15 protein-coding genes are annotated in these 17681 nt (G+C 37.1%); all 15 read left to right on the top strand.

What is annotated here, in order from left to right; translation table 11 throughout:
• The first annotated feature begins 86 nt into the window (after nt 1-86).
• Entirely contained in the window at nt 87-935 is an 849-nt protein-coding gene (gene kynA / locus ACWM35_RS00990) for a tryptophan 2,3-dioxygenase (protein ID WP_454814606.1), read from the top strand.
• A 161-nt stretch (nt 936-1096) separates the two neighbouring features.
• Nucleotides 1097-2092 (top strand): hypothetical protein, encoded by a 996-nt coding sequence (locus tag ACWM35_RS00985; protein WP_454814604.1) that lies wholly within the window; start codon nt 1097-1099, stop codon nt 2090-2092.
• 226 nt (nt 2093-2318) lie between these two features.
• Complete coding sequence (locus ACWM35_RS00980; RefSeq protein WP_454814603.1) at nt 2319-2822, top strand: hypothetical protein; 504 nt, start codon at nt 2319-2321, stop codon at nt 2820-2822.
• Between the two features lie 18 nt (nt 2823-2840).
• On the top strand, nt 2841-3890 hold the full coding sequence (locus ACWM35_RS00975) for an alpha/beta fold hydrolase (RefSeq protein ID WP_454814601.1): 1050 nt from the start codon (nt 2841-2843) through the stop codon (nt 3888-3890).
• Between the two features lie 146 nt (nt 3891-4036).
• Complete coding sequence (locus tag ACWM35_RS00970; protein WP_454814599.1) at nt 4037-6109, top strand: sigma 54-interacting transcriptional regulator; 2073 nt, start codon at nt 4037-4039, stop codon at nt 6107-6109.
• Between the two features lie 161 nt (nt 6110-6270).
• On the top strand, nt 6271-7422 hold the full coding sequence (locus ACWM35_RS00965; protein ID WP_454814597.1) for a thiolase family protein: 1152 nt from the start codon (nt 6271-6273) through the stop codon (nt 7420-7422).
• A 24-nt stretch (nt 7423-7446) separates the two neighbouring features.
• Nucleotides 7447-8217 carry a 3-hydroxyacyl-CoA dehydrogenase gene (locus tag ACWM35_RS00960; RefSeq protein WP_454814595.1) on the top strand — a complete coding sequence of 257 codons (771 nt, stop codon included), beginning with the start codon at nt 7447-7449 and terminating at the stop codon, nt 8215-8217.
• A 109-nt stretch (nt 8218-8326) separates the two neighbouring features.
• Nucleotides 8327-8740 (top strand): acyl-CoA thioesterase, encoded by a 414-nt coding sequence (locus tag ACWM35_RS00955; RefSeq protein WP_454814593.1) that lies wholly within the window; start codon nt 8327-8329, stop codon nt 8738-8740.
• Nucleotides 8741-9526, top strand: a complete 786-nt coding sequence (locus tag ACWM35_RS00950; RefSeq protein ID WP_454814591.1) for a tyrosine-protein phosphatase — start codon at nt 8741-8743, stop codon at nt 9524-9526.
• 104 nt (nt 9527-9630) lie between these two features.
• On the top strand, nt 9631-10782 hold the full coding sequence (locus ACWM35_RS00945; protein WP_454814589.1) for an acyl-CoA dehydrogenase family protein: 1152 nt from the start codon (nt 9631-9633) through the stop codon (nt 10780-10782).
• Entirely contained in the window at nt 10782-11876 is a 1095-nt protein-coding gene (locus ACWM35_RS00940; RefSeq protein WP_454814587.1) for an acyl-CoA dehydrogenase family protein, read from the top strand. Before ACWM35_RS00945 ends, ACWM35_RS00940 begins: the two co-directional genes overlap by 1 nt.
• Nucleotides 11873-12685 carry an enoyl-CoA hydratase/isomerase family protein gene (locus ACWM35_RS00935; RefSeq protein ID WP_454814585.1) on the top strand — a complete coding sequence of 271 codons (813 nt, stop codon included), beginning with the start codon at nt 11873-11875 and terminating at the stop codon, nt 12683-12685. Before ACWM35_RS00940 ends, ACWM35_RS00935 begins: the two co-directional genes overlap by 4 nt.
• A 241-nt stretch (nt 12686-12926) precedes the next feature.
• Nucleotides 12927-14879 carry an LTA synthase family protein gene (locus ACWM35_RS00930; RefSeq protein ID WP_454814583.1) on the top strand — a complete coding sequence of 651 codons (1953 nt, stop codon included), beginning with the start codon at nt 12927-12929 and terminating at the stop codon, nt 14877-14879.
• Between the two features lie 135 nt (nt 14880-15014).
• Entirely contained in the window at nt 15015-16799 is a 1785-nt protein-coding gene (pepF, locus tag ACWM35_RS00925; protein ID WP_454814581.1) for an oligoendopeptidase F, read from the top strand.
• Between the two features lie 132 nt (nt 16800-16931).
• Nucleotides 16932-17594 (top strand): TVP38/TMEM64 family protein, encoded by a 663-nt coding sequence (locus tag ACWM35_RS00920; RefSeq protein WP_454814579.1) that lies wholly within the window; start codon nt 16932-16934, stop codon nt 17592-17594.
• The last annotated feature ends 87 nt before the right edge of the window (nt 17595-17681 follow it).

The raw sequence follows: 17681 nt of genomic DNA, 5'->3' as shown, positions 1-17681 counted from the left end.
TCATTGACATCACCTTATTTTTTTTTATCTTTTGTAGATTTCTCAAAATTAATTCATATAAATTTACTATTTGGGGAGGTAATAAAATGAATAAACCAAAAGACAACACAAATATTGGACAAGAAAATAATATTCAAACCAATTTTCAAAAAGCGATGTCGTATGGTGATTATCTACATCTTGATAAGGTTTTGGCTAGTCAACACCGTTTGTCCAATCACCATGATGAAATGCTCTTTATCATCATCCATCAAGCAAGTGAATTATGGATGAAGTTAATCATCCATGAATTAACCGCGGCAATCGAGTATATTCAAGGAAACGATCTAGAACCATCCTTCAAAATTCTCTCACGTGTTTCAAGAATTCAACAGCAATTGATTCAGTCCTGGAGTGTTCTCTCTACCTTAACACCTTCAGAGTATTTGGAGTTTAGAGATAAACTCGGTCAATCATCCGGATTCCAGTCCTATCAAAATAGATTAATTGAGTTTGCATTAGGAAATAAAAACGCACATACCCTTGCTGTCTATCAGCATCAAAAGGATCTATACGAAAAAATGCAGAAGGCTTTGCAAAAACCAAGTATATATGATGCTGCGATCCACGCCATTTCTGCCCGTGGGATTCCGATTGATCAAGAAGTTTTAAATCGAGATGTTTCGATAACTTATATACCTAATCCCAGTGTTGAAGAAGCTTGGTTGAAAGTATACAGTAATGTTCATCAATACTGGGATTTATACGAATTGGCAGAAAAGTTAGTGGATATCGGAAATCAGCAGCAATTATGGCGCTTCAATCATATGATCACGGTAGAAAGAATCATAGGGCACAAACAAGGAACAGGTGGGTCTTCAGGTGTAAATTATTTAAAAAGAGTACTAGATCAACACTTTTTCCCAGAGCTTTGGAGTTTAAGAACGAAGTTATAGATGGAAATGGCCGCACAGTGATTTTAGGATGTGCGGTTTATTTTAGAATCAAAAATGTGAAATACTTCACAAAACGTTCAATTTTTCCTTGGTATATTGTTGAGAACTTAATGTATATTAATACTATGATAATGTTGTTTTCTTATTGGGGGGAAAATAAAATGAAAAAAATATTTGCACTAGTAATAGTAATCGGTACTTTGATGAGTCCATTTTTAACGGAAGCTCATGTGAAGTGGTTCACAAAAGTGGCGCCACACAAAGAATCCATTGAACATATACTATCACCTTTGTTTATGTCTTTGGCCTTAATTGCCGCGATTGTCCTTGCTTCACTTACATTACTTATTCCTAAAACAGAAGGTTGGAAGCAAATCAAAAAATGGGATGAGAATTTATCTAGTTTAAGAAAATACTCACGATACATTTTAAAATACGGGACTGCTATTGCTTTAATCATACAAGTGAGTAATGGGACGCTATTTGCTCCAGAGCTCCCGATTAACCATTCGCTCGCGATTGTGTTTACTTGGATTTCTATTGGCTGCTTACTGATCCCACATCATATAGCAACAAAAGTTGGAGCGGCTGTTTTACTAGGTCTGTTTGTTTACATTACAATGGAACACGGCATTTTCTATATGCTAGACTATGGTTTCTATATTGCTATCATTGGGGTTTTACTAATTGGTAAAACAAAGTACGAGAAAATAGGCTTTCCATTCTTATATCTTGGAACTGGATTATCCTTATGTTGGGTAGCTGTTGAAAAATGGGTATTCCCAAGCATGTCATTGGATATTGTCATAAATCACCATGTACCGACATTTGGTTTTGAACCTTCTGTTTTTATTGTGATGGCAGCCTTTATTGAATTTGTTGTTGGCTATTTACTTGTAGTAGGGATCCTTAACCGAGTGCTTGGATTCGTTGTTACTGTCATCTTTATTTTGACGACCATGCTGTTTGGAATGAAGGAAGTCATCGGTCATTTCATGGTTCATATTGTGTTAATCATCTTTATTATTGAAGGGGTATCATTCTATAATCCTCCAATAAAAATGCATAAAACGAAAATAGATCAATTCATCTTTGTTTTTCTTAATTTCATCTTTGTTCTTGCTACCTTTGTGTTAATTTACTATCGATTTGCTTAACAATATAAAAACAGTCGTTCTCTCATAGGACGGCTATTTTTTTATGTGTAAAAATGTTTTCAGAATCTTCATATTTTCGCTGATAATGTTATTGAAAAGGAAAAGTTATCATTGTAAAATATTAGTAGTGATAAATGAATGAAGACTCATTCATTGAAAGGAGGAAACAAACACAGTCATAGTTTCAGGTAAATTAATAAATTTGCTGGTGAAAGAGGTGAAGGGGATGTCTAACGATAAGCTAACTAATCCCTATGATTCTTTTAGAAGAGTCAGTGAAATGTGGGAAAAAGGACTAAATGGATTACTATTTCAATCAATCGATAACCATGGATTAATCCAAATGACGAAGGTCGGACTCGAGGCGAATGCTAGATACATAGAGATGTTAAAGCGAAATCGAGAACTGATGGCTAGTTATTGGAATATTCCTACCAAAAAAGATGTAGCCAATGCCGTGAAACAAACAATTCAAGCGGAAGAAAAGATTGATATTCTCGAAGAACAAATCTGGAATTTGCAAGATCAATTTGCCGCAGCATATGAAGAGCAGAACAAGCTGCTTATGGAAATATTGCAATATACAAAACATGTCGATTCAGAATGGAAACAAGTCTCACAGGAGCTTTCTCAATTAGCAGATTTGAAATCAGAGTTTGAAGCTTTAAAAAAGTCGTTAAAGAAAGACAAGAAGGAACCAGTTCTAGCTAGTTCTGGTTCATCTAAATAGGGTGAGGGGAGAATAAAGATGGCAGTTCATACACTTCTGAAAATGCCAGTTCTTAATCTAGAAAACGAGAAAGAACGGTGGACCACCATATCTAAAGTTTTAAGTGAACCAAAGCCTGAGATCCAATCTACACCAAGAAAAGCGGTTTGGAAAAAAAATAAATCTGTTTTATGGTTTCATCCTGCTCCGGAAAAAAAGTACAACACACCGATATTCATGGTTTATTCTCTTTTAAATAAACCCTATATTTTAGATATTTCAGAAGAAGGAAGCGTCATTGGCAACCTTACCAAGCAAGGATACGATGTTTACCTGTTTGATTGGGGTTCCCCAGGCTTAGAAGACAAGGATATCTCATTAGATACGTATGTAATTGACTATCTTGAAATGGCAGTCAGACGGGCTTTAAGACATTCAAGGGCAAATGAAATATCAATGGTTGGATATTGTATTGGTGGTATGCTTTCCGCGATTATGACCTCCCTCACCGATTTGCCAATTAAAAATCTTGTTCTTGCTGCAGTTCCTTTCGATTATAGTAATTTCATTGTCCCTGATAAATGGGTGAAAGCCATTCAAAAAGGTACACTGAATTTCGATCGGTTTGCGGATGCATACGAAGTCATCCCTTCAGAGTTTTTATATGCGATTTTTATGGGGCTGCAAGGATTTAATATCGGACCAAATATAAATCTCTTCACTCGAGCGACTGACTCAAAATATGTGGACAAATGGAGAAGAATGGATAAATGGATGAAGGATGCAGTAACCTTTTCCGGCACAGCTTTCAAACAAATGTTTAATGAGTTATACAAAGAAAATAAATTAGTTAAAGGTGAAATGAAAATTGGCGGCCGTAAGGTTGATTTGGCCAATATTAAGTGCAGTACCCTAGTCATTTCATCCACAAGGGATGAATTAGTTTTAGAAACCCAAAGCCTTCCCGTCATGGAACTTATTTCAAGTGAAGACAAAACCTACGAGCATGTGGAAGCTGGACATGTCTCTCTATGCTTAACTGGTCAGTTTGCCTATGCAATTGATCCATGGCTCGGGGCACGTTCATAATAATCACACTAACCGCGCAGCCATTGTGCGGTTTTTACTTTAGTGAATCATAGATATCTATCATTTGTGTTTGATTTCTGAAGATTCTAATAAATATGATATAATAGTTGATATCAACTTTACAGAAAAAATTTTGGAGGGCTATTATGAAAACTGTTGGTGATATTATGACAACAGTAACAACGTGTTTGACACCTGGAAATACACTTTTTGAAGCCTTGCTCTTTATGAAAAATGCGAAGTGGAATACGGTCCCTGTTATCGATTCTAGCAAAATGCTAGTAGGGGTTTTTACTAGAAGTTCTTTATACAATATGCTCCTTGCAGATCTCAATAAAAATACCCCCATTTTAAATTACATAGTCGAGGACGTTGGTACGATTCCGGTTGATACATCGGTAGAAAGACTGGACCAAATTTTATTAGACAGTCGGGTTGGAACAGGAATTGTCATTAATAGCAGGAAGGAACCTGTTGGACTTTTAACCAAAAATGATGCCCTCAAGAATTATTTACATGAATCCAATTTATTAAAGGGACAACTTGAAACCGTGCTGAAGACGTCTAATTTAGGCGCTGCCATGACAGACGATACTCATCAGATTATTTTTGTTAATTCCAAGCTGATTGAAATGATGGGTAAGGATGAAAAGGATATCATTAATCAAAAAATTGACAGTATCGTCCCAAAGATAATCGATCTAGGAGAGGCAAAGGAAATCCAATTTCGAATACGCCTTCAAGCGGAACATTTTATTGTTCGCGTTTCCAAATACAATATGTCGGATGGGAAACAGGGAATGATCATCCTATTTCAAAATGTATCTGAATTAGAAAACATGGGCCAAGAACTGGAATCAGTGAAAAAATGGAAAACGATCCTTCAATCCGTTCTTCATAATGCCTATGACGGTTTAGTCATGGTGAATGAAAAACATAACATTATTTTTATAAGTCCGTCTCTTTTGGAATTGTTTGATCTTCATGAACTAAATGTTGACAATACAACGGTCGAAGAGGTTCTCCCTCATTTTCAATTAAGCCAAGCACTTAAAACAGGTGTAGCTGACATTAGTGATTTTATGGAGGTAAAAGGAATTACCTATATGGTTCATCGAATCCCTGTTTATCAAGAGGATCGAATCATTGGTGCGATCGGTAAGATTGTTTATCGGCAGCTACATGAAGTACGGGAGCGCTTTAAAAGCTTTGACAATAGTGAAAAGAAAAAGCTTTTGTCGGATAAAAAAGGGGAAAAGGCTCGATTTACCTTTAATGAAATTGTTTCGGATGATGAACAAATGGAAAAATTGAAACGCAGTGGGATGAAAGCTGCAAAAGGGAAAACAACCGTTTTAATCCGTGGGGAAAGCGGCACAGGAAAAGAACTGTTTGCTCATGCCATCCATAGTGCTAGTCATTATTCAGATGGCCCTTTTATTACAGTCAATTGTGCAGCGATTCCTGAACATCTGTTAGAGTCTGAGTTTTTTGGCTATGAAGAGGGTGCATTTACCGGGGCAAAGAATAAAGGGAAAATGGGTAAATTTGATTTGGCTAATGGTGGAACACTTTTCCTTGATGAAATTGGGGATATGAGCTTGCAGCTTCAGGCAAAGCTCCTTAGTGTCCTTCAAGAAAGAGGTTTTTATCGAATCGGTGGAACTGAAAGAGTTGAAGTGGATGTTAGAATTATTGGCGCAACGAACCGACCATTAGAAAAAATGGTAAGTGAAGGAAGTTTTCGTGAAGATCTATTCTACCGGATCAATGTGATTAGTTTTGATTTACCTCCATTAAGAAAACGAAAAAGGGATATCCTGCTGCTAAGCGAGCGGTTTATCCGAGAATTAAACAAACAAAATGGAACAAGTATTACGGGTTGGGACCCTATGGTGGAACAAGCATTAATCGAATACGATTGGCCTGGAAACATCAGAGAGTTGAGGAATGTTTGGGAAAGGGCCATGGTGTTTGCCGAAAATGGAAAGGTTCAACTCGAGGATTTCCCTGATTATGTTGTGAAAAAAATAGGTTATGATTTTCTTGAAGAGAATGAAGAGACAGTGAATCTTCCATTACTTGAAAGAGTTGAACAAATGGCTATCCGTAAAGCACTAAAGGAAACGAAAGGGAACAAAAGTAAAGCTTGTCAACTACTGGGGATAAGTCGATCTGTATTATACGATAAACTCAAAAAATATCAATTAACATATTAAATGTATGAAAATAGGACAATTTTATATAATTACTGTCGTTTTTTCAATCGTTTTTATATAGATAAGAGCATAAGGAGGCTCTGATCTTCGTGGCATGAAACTTGCATTATTTTAATTGATTGATAATTTAACATTTTAATAATTAATAAGGGGGATATGGTATGCGTGAAGTAGTCATTGTTGAAGCCGTTCGTACACCTGTTGGTAAAAGAAAAGGAGTTTTTAGTGATGTACGGCCAGATGATTTAGCTGCAAAGGTATTAAAGGAATTAGTAAACCGTGCTGGAATTTCTCCAGGAATTGTCGAGGATGTTATTTTGGGGTGTGTACAGCAGGTAGAGGAGCAAGGAGTAAATATTGCCCGTACTGCTGTTCTCATGGCTGATTTCCCGATTCATGTTCCAGGTACGACGATTGATCGTCAATGTGGTTCAGGGCAACAAGCCGTTCATTTTGCCGCTCAGGCGATTTTAGCTGGGGATATGGATGTTGTGATTGCGGGCGGTGTGGAAAGCATGACGAGAGTGCCGATGGGAGCTGCACGTCAAAATTCAACATGGAGTGAAACATTAACTTCCAAATATGAAATGATCCATCAAGGATTGTCTGCAGAACGAATTGCTGAAAAATGGGGCTATACACGTCAGCAATTAGATGAGTTTTCTTTAGTAAGCCATGAAAGAGCCATTAAAGCTCAAGAAGAGGGGCATTTTGATCGTGAAATTATGGCAATTGAAGTGACCTTTGAGGATGGAACAAAAACCGTTGTTAAACAAGATGAAGGACCGCGTAAAGGGTCAACTATTGAAAAATTAGCCACACTTCAACCTGCATTCATGAAGGGTGGAAAAATTCACGCAGGAAATTCAAGTCAAATGAGTGACGGAGCTGCAGCCCTATTATTAATGTCTAGAGAAAAAGCGGAGGAATTAGGTTTAAAACCAAGATTCCGCATTGTATCACGTGCTGTTGTTGGTTCAGATCCAACATTGATGTTGACTGGTCCAGCAGAAGCCTCAAGAAAAGCACTGGCAAAAGCAAACCTAACCATTGAAGATATGGATACGTATGAGGTGAATGAGGCTTTTGCTCCAGTTCCGCTTGTTTGGTTGGATGAATTGAAAGCGGATCCACAAAAGCTTAATCCAAATGGTGGAGCCATCGCTCTTGGCCATCCATTAGGTTGTTCAGGTGCACGCCTCATGGTATCCATGTTGCATGAACTAGAAAGAACAGGGGGCCGCTTTGGAATTCAAGCCATTTGCGAAGGCGGCGGTATGGCAAACAGTACGATTATTGAAAGAATCGGGTAATTCTTCGAAAAAGGAGTGGTATCAATGAAAATAAATGGCAGTGTGACAGTTGTAACGGGTGGAGCTTCTGGTTTAGGTGAGGCGACAGTAAAACGACTTGTAGAAAATGGAGGACGTGCGGCAATTCTTGATTTACAACAAGAGCGAGGTGAGGCTCTAGTTGAGAAATTGGGCTTTGATAAAGTTTTATATATTAACACCAATGTTACTAGTGAAGAAGCTGTCCAGTCTGCCATTAACCAGACCTTTGAAAAATTTGGTGCCATCCATGCAGCCATAAACTGTGCTGGCATAGGTGCTGCTGAAAAGACTCTTGGGATAGAAAGACCCCATGACCTTGGTGTTTTTACAAAAGTTATTCAGGTTAACTTAATTGGTACCTTTAATGTTCTGCGACTCGCAGCTGAGAAAATGGCTCAAAATTCTCCAAATGAAGAAGGGGAAAGAGGCGTCATTATTAATACAGCTTCGGTTGCTGCTTTTGATGGACAAATGGGGCAAGCAGCTTACAGTGCATCAAAAGGTGGAATTGTCGGAATGACATTGCCGATTGCTCGTGATCTAGCAAGACATGGAATTCGTGTCATGACGATTGCACCGGGGCTCATCGATACTCCATTATTTGCAGGTGCACCGGAAAAGGTACGTGCTGCACTTGGTGCGATGGTACCATTTCCGCCTAGATTGGGCTACCCATCTGAATATGCACAGTTAGCACAGAGCATTATGGAAAATCCTTTACTCAATGGTGAAACCATTCGTCTTGATGGAGCCATTCGTATGCAGCCGAAATAAGAAATCTTTCAATTAATAAACAGCAAAGAGACAATGTTTAATGGCTCAATTAAAACTTTGTTTGTTTTAATTGGGCCATAAACGTTAATTCCATTTTGAGGTGAAATGAATGCAAACAATAGTAGAAATCGTAGTAGACGCAGAAAAAATTGATCATCTGGGACATATGAATTACCTAGAATATATTATTTTCTCAGAAAAGGGAATGCGTGATTGGTTTATTAATGCTGGAGCTTCTCATGAGGAGTTGGTTCCAAAGAATATGGGAATGGTTTTTATAAAATTGGATGTATCGTATTTAAACGAAGCTAGATTGGGAGATTCACTTAGAATCATTACAACACCAGTGAGGGTAGGAAATAAGAGCTTTACCATTAAACAAGATATCTATAATCAAAATAATCTACATATTACGGAATTCAACAAAACTTTTGTTATGTTCAATACGACAACAAGAAAAAGTATCCCCGTCATAGAGCAAATTGCTAGACAATTCCACAACAATGAAATGGATGGTAAATAAATGAACAAAGAAAAAATTTCTGATTGCATCTTGCCCTTAAGTGGAGCAATCAACTTCCGGGATATGGAAGGATTAGGAACACATAATGGTAGAAAGGTGAAAACTGGGATTCTTTTTCGTTCCGCTGAATTAACAGGGTTAACGGAAGGGGATATGCAAATTTTAGAATCGTTAAACATTAAAAGGGTATTTGATTATCGCAGACAAGAGGAAGCGGCGCGGAAGCCTGATCCTATCATTGGAAAATCGATTAATGAACGAGTCTCCGTGATGTCAGAAGATAATATCACTACAAATATCTTTAATAAAGAAGATGCCCCCAAAGATTATTTTAGCCAATTTACAATTGAAAGGTTTTTAAGAATTTATACAAAAATGCCGATTCAAAACCCATCCTATAAACAGCTTATGAACCGATTAAAAAATCCTGCAGAAAATTTACCTCTTATCCACCATTGTACAGCTGGACGTGACCGGACAGGCGTTGGAGCAATGATTATATTAATGACGTTAGGTGTACCATATAAAACTGTATTAGAAGATTACCTTCTATCCAATCAGACTTTAGAATCCTATCACAATCAAATTTTTATCAAAACTTCTAATTTTTTTTTAGTTGATGAATGGAATCAATTTAAAGAGGCTTTTCCATTACGTGCAGACTATCTAAATGCTGCTTTCGATTCAATCCTTAAAACTTATGGAGATTTTGAGACATATATAGTGAAAGAGTTCGGTATAACTGATGAAATTCGAAAAAACATTCAAGATTTTTGCTTAGAGTAAAGCGAATATAGCCAAACATTTACTAATCCTGTTTATATATTCTAAATAGAGGTAATGCAAATCGAATAACAGTAAATTTTATTTTAAACAAAGAGGTGAAATAGTTGAAAGCGCTACAAATTCCAGTTGTTGAACTACCTAAAGAAACAGAAAATTTAAGAAAAGAAATTAGACAATTTATTAAGGAAGAAATCGACAACGGTTTCATTGAACCGAAATGTGATTGCTGGTTAAGTGGATTTTCAGCTGATTTCTCTCGAAAGATGGGTGAACGTGGCTGGATTGGCATGACCTGGCCGAAAAAATACGGAGGCGGGGAACGTCCATCAATTGAAAGATATATCGTAACAGAAGAGATGTTGGCAGCAGGGGCACCTGTTTCAGGCCACTGGATTGCCGATCGGCAGACAGGACCACTTTTACTTAAATATGGAACTGAAGAACAAAAACAGTATTTCTTACCAAGTATTGTAAAAGGTGAATGTTTTTTTGCCATTGGATTAAGTGAACCAAATGCAGGTTCTGATTTAGCAGCGATTCAATCCCGAGCGGTGAAAGTGGATAAGGGCTGGGTATTAAATGGTAGTAAAATTTGGACAAGCGGTGCTCATGTTGCGCATTATTCGATTGTCCTTTGCCGTACATCCCCGCAAGATCCAAACAATCGTCATGCAGGTATGAGTCAATTAATAGTAGATCTAAAGGCTACAGGAGTTACGATTCGTCCGATTCATTTAATGACGGGGGAACATCATTTCAATGAAGTATTTTTTGAAGATGTATTTATCCCTGATGAGAGGGTTGTTGGCGAATTGGGAAATGGTTGGGCCCAAGGTATGGCGGAATTGGCTTATGAAAGGAGTGGCCCGGAACGAATTCTAAGTACATATCCACTTCTAAACGAACTAACCAACATCCTTTTAGAAAAAGGTGACAATAAGGGTTTAAATCAAGTAAGTCGGTTAGTGGCAAGAATGTGGACTCTACGGAATATGTCGCTTGGTATTGCTCGATTGTTAGAGGAAGGTGTTCCCTCAAACATAATTGCTTCATTGGTGAAAGACATGGGTACCCAATTTGAACAAGAAAATGCTGAGATGACGAGACTATTAATTTCAGCCAATCCTTCCACTCATTCTAAATCACGTATTGAGAGATATTTGGCACAGTCGATTCTGCAATCCCCAGGGTTTACATTACGTGGAGGAACGAATGAGATCCTTCGTGGAATTATCGCAAAGGGGGTTATCCACTAATGAGTGAAATGAAAGAAATGATTATTGACTCAACCGCAAAGATTATGGAGAAGTTTTCTACAAAAGAAGTGGTAAATGATGCTGAAAAAGGAATCTGGGCGAGTGAATTGTGGGATAGTTTAGCAGAATATGGAATGCTAAACGTTGGCGTCTCGGAAGAATTAGGCGGAAGCGGTGGGGATTTTGAGGATGCGCTTAGTATTTTAAGATTAGCAGGAAAGTACTCAGCACCGATTCCATTAGCGGAAACGTATATGGCGAATTGGATATTATCTGATTATGGTATAGAGGTTTCGGACAAAATCCTGACGATTGCCTATGAAAAAGAAATGCAACCTTTTCAGTTTCATAAGGAAACTGATGGGTGGATTGTATCTGGTCAAGCGAATCATGTTCCATGGGCGAGATTTGCCGAATCGATCATTCTATTTGGAGAAACCGAAGAAGGAACAATTCTCGCCTTGCTAGATTTAGATAAAGCCGAAATCATACACGGGAAAAATATGGCTGGTGAGGCCCGTGATCAAGTCATTTTTGATCATGTTTACCTAAAAGCTTGTAAAATCATTTCTATTGATCATCGTGAAGTTGGTAGAAAAATTCTATATAGTGGTGCCCTAACGAAAACGGTCATGATGGCTGGAGCATTAGAAAAAATTTTAGAAATGACGATCAATCATTCAACCGAACGTACCCAATTCGGCAGACCGCTTCATCGATTTCAAGCGATTCAGCATCATATTGCAGCACTAGCCGGTGAAACAGCAGCAGCAGGAATTGCCGCAAATTATGCGGTGGATGCTTATGGAAGGAATCCTTTTTCAAAAGAAATAGCACTTGCAAAAATCCGCGTAAACGAAGCCGCTGGTAAGGGGAACCCAATCGCTCACCAGGTTTTAGCTGCGATTGGATTTACTTACGAACATACTTTGCATCACAGTACACGAAGGCTGTGGTCATGGCGAGATGAATTTGGGACGGAAACCGATTGGGAAGAAGTGATTACGCAAGAATTAATAAAGTTAGACCAAGATGGACTATGGTCGATGGTCACAGGCGTAAAAAATTTTTCAACAAAGGCGGGAATAAAATGAAAGACCTAATATTTACTATTGAAAATCAGGTTGCGAAAATTGTTCTTAATCGCCCCGATAGTTTGAACGCCTTCAGTCTTGAAATGATTGATTTATGGATTGCAGCCTTGGAAATGGTTCGTGATTCTGACGATGTGCGAGTTCTCGTCGTTTCTGGAAACGGACGTGGGTTCTGTTCAGGCGGCGATATTAAATCTATGGCAAAAGGAGAGGGGTTCCTTCAAAGTAATGGAGTGGAAGACTTATCATCAACTGCATTAGCAAGGAAAAACTCCTTGTGGAAAAAAGTTCAAAGAATTCCCTTGCTTTTACTAGAAATTGATATCCCAGTGATTGCGGTTTTACATGGAGCTGCATTCGGAGCAGGATTTGATATGGCGCTTGCATGTGATATTCGAATCGCCGCCGATAATACGAAAATCTCTGAGAGTTATTTAAATGTTGGAATAGTTCCAGGAGATGGTGCCGCATGGTTTTTACCAAGATTAGTCGGAACCGATAAAGCTTTAGAATTGCTATGGAATCGTACCGTTTTAACGGCACAAGAAGCAAAAGAGATGGGGCTTGTTACACATGTAGTCCCGAACGAGCAATTACCGGAATTTGTTGATCAATATGTGGAAAGATTACTAGCCGGTCCCCAGACAGCAATGCGTTTTACAAAAAGAGCTGTTTACCAAGGCTTGACCATGGATTTACGTACTTCCTATGATATGATCTCTTCCGCAATGGGCATCGTCACCGAACTTGAAGACTATCAAGAAGGAGTAAAGGCAGTACTAGAAAAAAGAAAACCAAACTTCAAATAAAATCATCTACAATAAAACAATCTCCTACCTCGAGATTGTTTTTTTTTATCTCCTTGACATTTTAAAAAAAGCGAGTATAGTTATGTACTTGTGTGACACCAATTTAAAAATTTAACTTAGTTTGGTCATGAATTGTTCATAATTAACAGGTAAGATAGATGATAGATTATTTGGTTCCAATTTCATATACAAAAATAAGACATGTTATGTAATAATTATTTGCTAGAAGGTAGGTGCAAAAATGAATAACTTATTTCAAAGAGGTCAAGGTATTCTTAATAAATATATTGGCTTTTTCTTATTGACTGTATTCTTCCTTTGGATGAAAACTTATATTGCTCAATTAACACAATTTGACTTAGGTATTGATAATACATTACAAAAGTTCTTACTATTTATAAATCCTTTAGGATCATCATTACTATTTTTAGGCTTTGCGTTCTTTTTTAAAGGTCGGAAAAAATATATTGCCTTAATCGTTATTGATTTCTTATTATCGTTCTTACTTTTTGCCAATGTGGTCTATTATCGATTTTTTAACGATTTTATTACATTGCCTACGTTAACTCAGACTCAAAACTTTGGCGATGTAAGTGGAAGTGTTGTCACTTTATTAAGACCATATGATTTCTTATTCTTTATCGATATTATTCTATTAATCGGATTGCTAGTTTCTCCAATTGTAAAATTAGAGATTAAAGATATGAATCGCCGTAAAGTAGCAGCATTATTCTCTTTATCATTAGCAATTTCTTTTGGAAATTTATCATTAGCTGAAACCGATCGTCCACAATTATTAACTAGAGGATTTGACCGAAATTATATTGTGAAATATTTAGGAATGTACAATTACACTATCTATGATGCCGTAAAAAGTACAAAAGCATCCGCTCAACGAGTTATGGCGGATAGCGATGATATTACCGAGGTAATCAACTATACTAAATCTAACCACGCTGAGCCTAATCCAACTTACTTTGGTGCTGGAAAAGGCATGAACGTCATTTATTTACATTTAGAATCGATGCAAAACTTCCTGATTAATTACAAATTAAATGGGGAAGAAGTCACACCGTTTTTAAATTCTTTGGTTAAAGAACAAAACACGATGTATTTTGATAACTTCTTTCACCAAACAGCACAGGGTAAAACAGCTGATGCTGAGTTTATGTTAGAAAACTCATTATACGGACTGCCACAAGGTTCAGCTTTTACGACTAAAGGAATGAACACTTATCAATCGGCACCAGCGATTTTAGCTTCTCAAGGCTATACTTCGGCCGTGTTCCATGGAAATTCAGGAAGCTTCTGGAATCGTAATGAAATCTATAAATCGTTTGGCTATAATAAGTTTTTTGATTCAAGCTATTACCAAATGAAAGAAGAAGATTTGGCTGAATATGGTCTGATGGATAAGCCGTTTTACGAGCAGTCCATTCCATTATTGGAATCATTACCACAGCCATTTTATACAAAATTTATTCCTGTATCTAATCATTATCCGTATCCATTAGATGAAGAGCTTGCAACAATCGCACCACATACTACGGGTGATAAATCTGTTGACACGTATTTTCAGACCGCTCGTTATGCGGATGAAGCATTGAAGCAATTATTTAACTATCTGAAGGAATCTGGATTATATGATAACTCCATTATTATTATGTACGGAGATCACTATGGTATTTCTGAAAATCATAATAAAGCAATGGAAAAAGTACTTGGAAAAGAAATTGGTTCATTTGAGAGTGCCGGGTTACAACGTGTACCATTCTTTATTCGTGTACCTGGTATGGAAGGTGGCATTAACCATGAATATGGCGGTCAAATTGATGTGCTTCCAACTTTACTTCACTTACTAGGAATTGATACAAAAGATAAAGTTCAATTAGGAACAGACCTTTTATCAGAACAGCATGATGAACTTGTTCCATTCCGAAATGGTGAATTCATGAGTCCAACGTTCTCATATGTTGATGGGAAGTTTTTTGATTCAACAACAGGGTTGGAGTTAACAGAGGATAAGATGGAAGAAGCTAAGAATCTTCAAGAAATCGTTGAACATAAGTTAGCCCTTTCAGATAAGGTCGTGAATGGTGACTTATTACGGTTTTATACTCCTGAAGGATTCACAACGATTGACCGTACTAAATTAAACTATAACGAGTCAGACGCTGACAAAACTGAAAAGTAACGATTAATTGGCTGCCTTAGAATATTTTCTTGGGCAGCCTTTTCTATTTGAACTACAATCTTCTCTTCATGAAAATTTTGACTAATACATAAAATTATTGGAAGATAAAAGTAATAATTATTTGGGAGGAATACTATGACTGTCTATACTTCAAGAGCGGAGGTTCCAGCGTCTGAAAAGTGGAATCTTAATGATATTTATTCCGATCTCAATAAATGGGAAGAGGATCTTCAACGAATCGAAAAAATTTCAGCAAAGCTAAAAGAATTTGATGGTGCGATTCATGATGGTAAGAGCTTGTATCAGTATCTAAAACAGAAAGAAGAATTGTCTTATGTTTTTAATCATATCTATGCTTACGCAATGTTGAAAGTGGACGAAGATACTAGAAATACCGATGCTCAGTCTTTATTAGATCAGGCGAAGGGGCTTAGCGTAAAAGTTAGTGCAGCTACCTCTTTCTTTATGCCGTATTTAATAAGTTTAGATGAACAAACGTTAAAAGCATACATTGAGGAAGAAACTGGCTTGAAGTATTTTGAAGAGGACATCTATGAGTCTTTTCGCTACAAAACCCATGTCCTTAGCAAGGAAAAAGAGGAAATCCTATCCCAATTAGGGGAAGCTTTATCAGCTCCGAGTACGACCTTTGGGATGATGAATAATGCGGATATAAAGTTTGGGGATGTAACGGGTGATAATGGAGAGAAAATGGAACTAACTAGAGGGATGTATTCGCAAATTCTCGAATCCGCCAATCGAGAAAAACGCAGGGAAGCTTACAAGGCCTATTATCAACCCTATGTTCAACTGAAAAATTCCATTGCAAGTACGCTTTCTGCTGCTATCAAAAATAATGTTACATTAGCTAAGCTTAGAAATTATCCATCTGCATTAGAAAAGGCGTTGTTCGGTGATCGTGTTCCAAAGGAGGTTTATGAAAACCTGATATCTGCAACAAAAGCGAATATTGCTCCATTGCATCGGTACTCGCAAATTCGGAAAGAAAAGCTGCAATTAGAGGATCTTCGCCAATATGATATGAATGTTCCTTTGGTTCAAGGAGTCAAACAAGTAATCTCCTATGATGAAGCCTATGAAACCATGCTCAATGCCCTTGCACCGCTTGGGGAGGATTATGTATCCATTTTAAAAGAGTTTAAAGAGTCACGATATATCGATGTCAGAGAAACACCTGGTAAGAGGTCTGGTGCATACAATCTTGGGATTTATGGGGTCCATCCGTTTATTTTATTGAATCACCGAGATGACTTAGACAGTTTGTTTACCCTTGCACATGAATGTGGTCATGGCGTCCATAGTAAACTCAGTTCACAATATCAGCCGCAAATTACAGCTCGTTATAGTATTTTCGTTGCAGAGGTTGCATCGACCGTTAATGAGGTTCTACTCATTAATTATTTATTAAATCGTGAAACAAATCCTGAGGTTCGACAGCATTTATTGAATCATTTCATCGACCAATTTAAGGGTACATTTTTCACCCAAGTCATGTTTGCTGAATTTGAGAAAAAAACTCACGAACTAGCTGAAAAGGGCATTCCATTGAATGCCGAGGTGTTCAATCAAACCTATGAGTCCTTGTTCAAAGAATATTATGGTAATGAATTGGTGTTTGATGACGAAGTGAAATATGGCTGGGCTAGAATTCCTCACTTCTATCGTCCTTTTTATGTTTATAAATATGCTACAGGATTTGCCTCAGCCATCCATTTAGCAACTAGGATTTTAGAAGGCGACAAACAAACATTGAACTCCTATCTTGAATTCTTAAAAAGTGGTAGCTCGGATTATCCACTGGAATTATTAAAAAAGACAGGGGTAGATTTAACGACGCCATTACCAATCGAAAACGCGCTAAAAAAATTCAGCAAACTAATAGAAGAGTTTGTGAATTAACAATAAAAAACGGTCTTCTCTGGAATCAGAAGAGACCGTTATTTCATTTTTTTAGTTGAATTTAAGGCCACTCTTACAATTGCTCATGGTATCATGACTATAAGAATATATTTAAATAATTGAGATTTCCTAGTGGGAAAGGTGATATCTATTTGGATCAAACTTATTTCTTTTATTGCATTATTAGGCACGATTGTCCTTATTGCTTTAAACACAGAGTTATTTCAATCCCTTAGATCTGGAGATATTGATTCAATCCTTCAGACGCTAACGGAAAGTACTTTTGATAAATTTTTCATTACTTTTATCATTATGGTCATTCAAAATTCTTTTACCATCATTCCGCTCATCCTTATCATTTCCATTAACTTTGCATTATTTGGATTTTTTAATGGCCTTCTTTGGAGCTGGTTTACAAGTATTATTGGTGCAGCCATTTGGTTTTATGGCAGCCGTTATTTTTTCCATGATTGGGTCCAAAAGAAAACGAATCCAGATTTGTTAGCAAGAATGGAGAACAATGGCTTTTTATTTGTTTTTCAAGCAAGAATTATCCCGTTTGTGCCAACGAGTTTGATTAACATTATTGGCGGATTAAGTACCATTCGTTTTAAACATTTTATTATCGGTACCATGGCAGGAAATTTTATTTTCTTTTTTGTCTTATCATTAATCCCTGCAGGGCTCATGACAGGAAATGCAGATAATTATGTTCTCCTAAGCATTACACTTTTGTTACTTGGGTTTGTCATTTTTTTCCGTGTTAAGAAAAAGGGAAAAAGAATGAAAGAGTAAAATATTAATAGGATTTTTTGATAAACTTCTTGCCTAAATTGAAAAAATAATGTATTCTAGTTTATGTTTTTAATCGTATTTAAAAGT

The organism is Neobacillus sp. K501 (genome assembly GCF_053749995.1).
The sequence above is the reverse complement of the archived record's forward strand: the minus strand, read 5'-3'. Positions and strand labels throughout refer to the sequence as shown.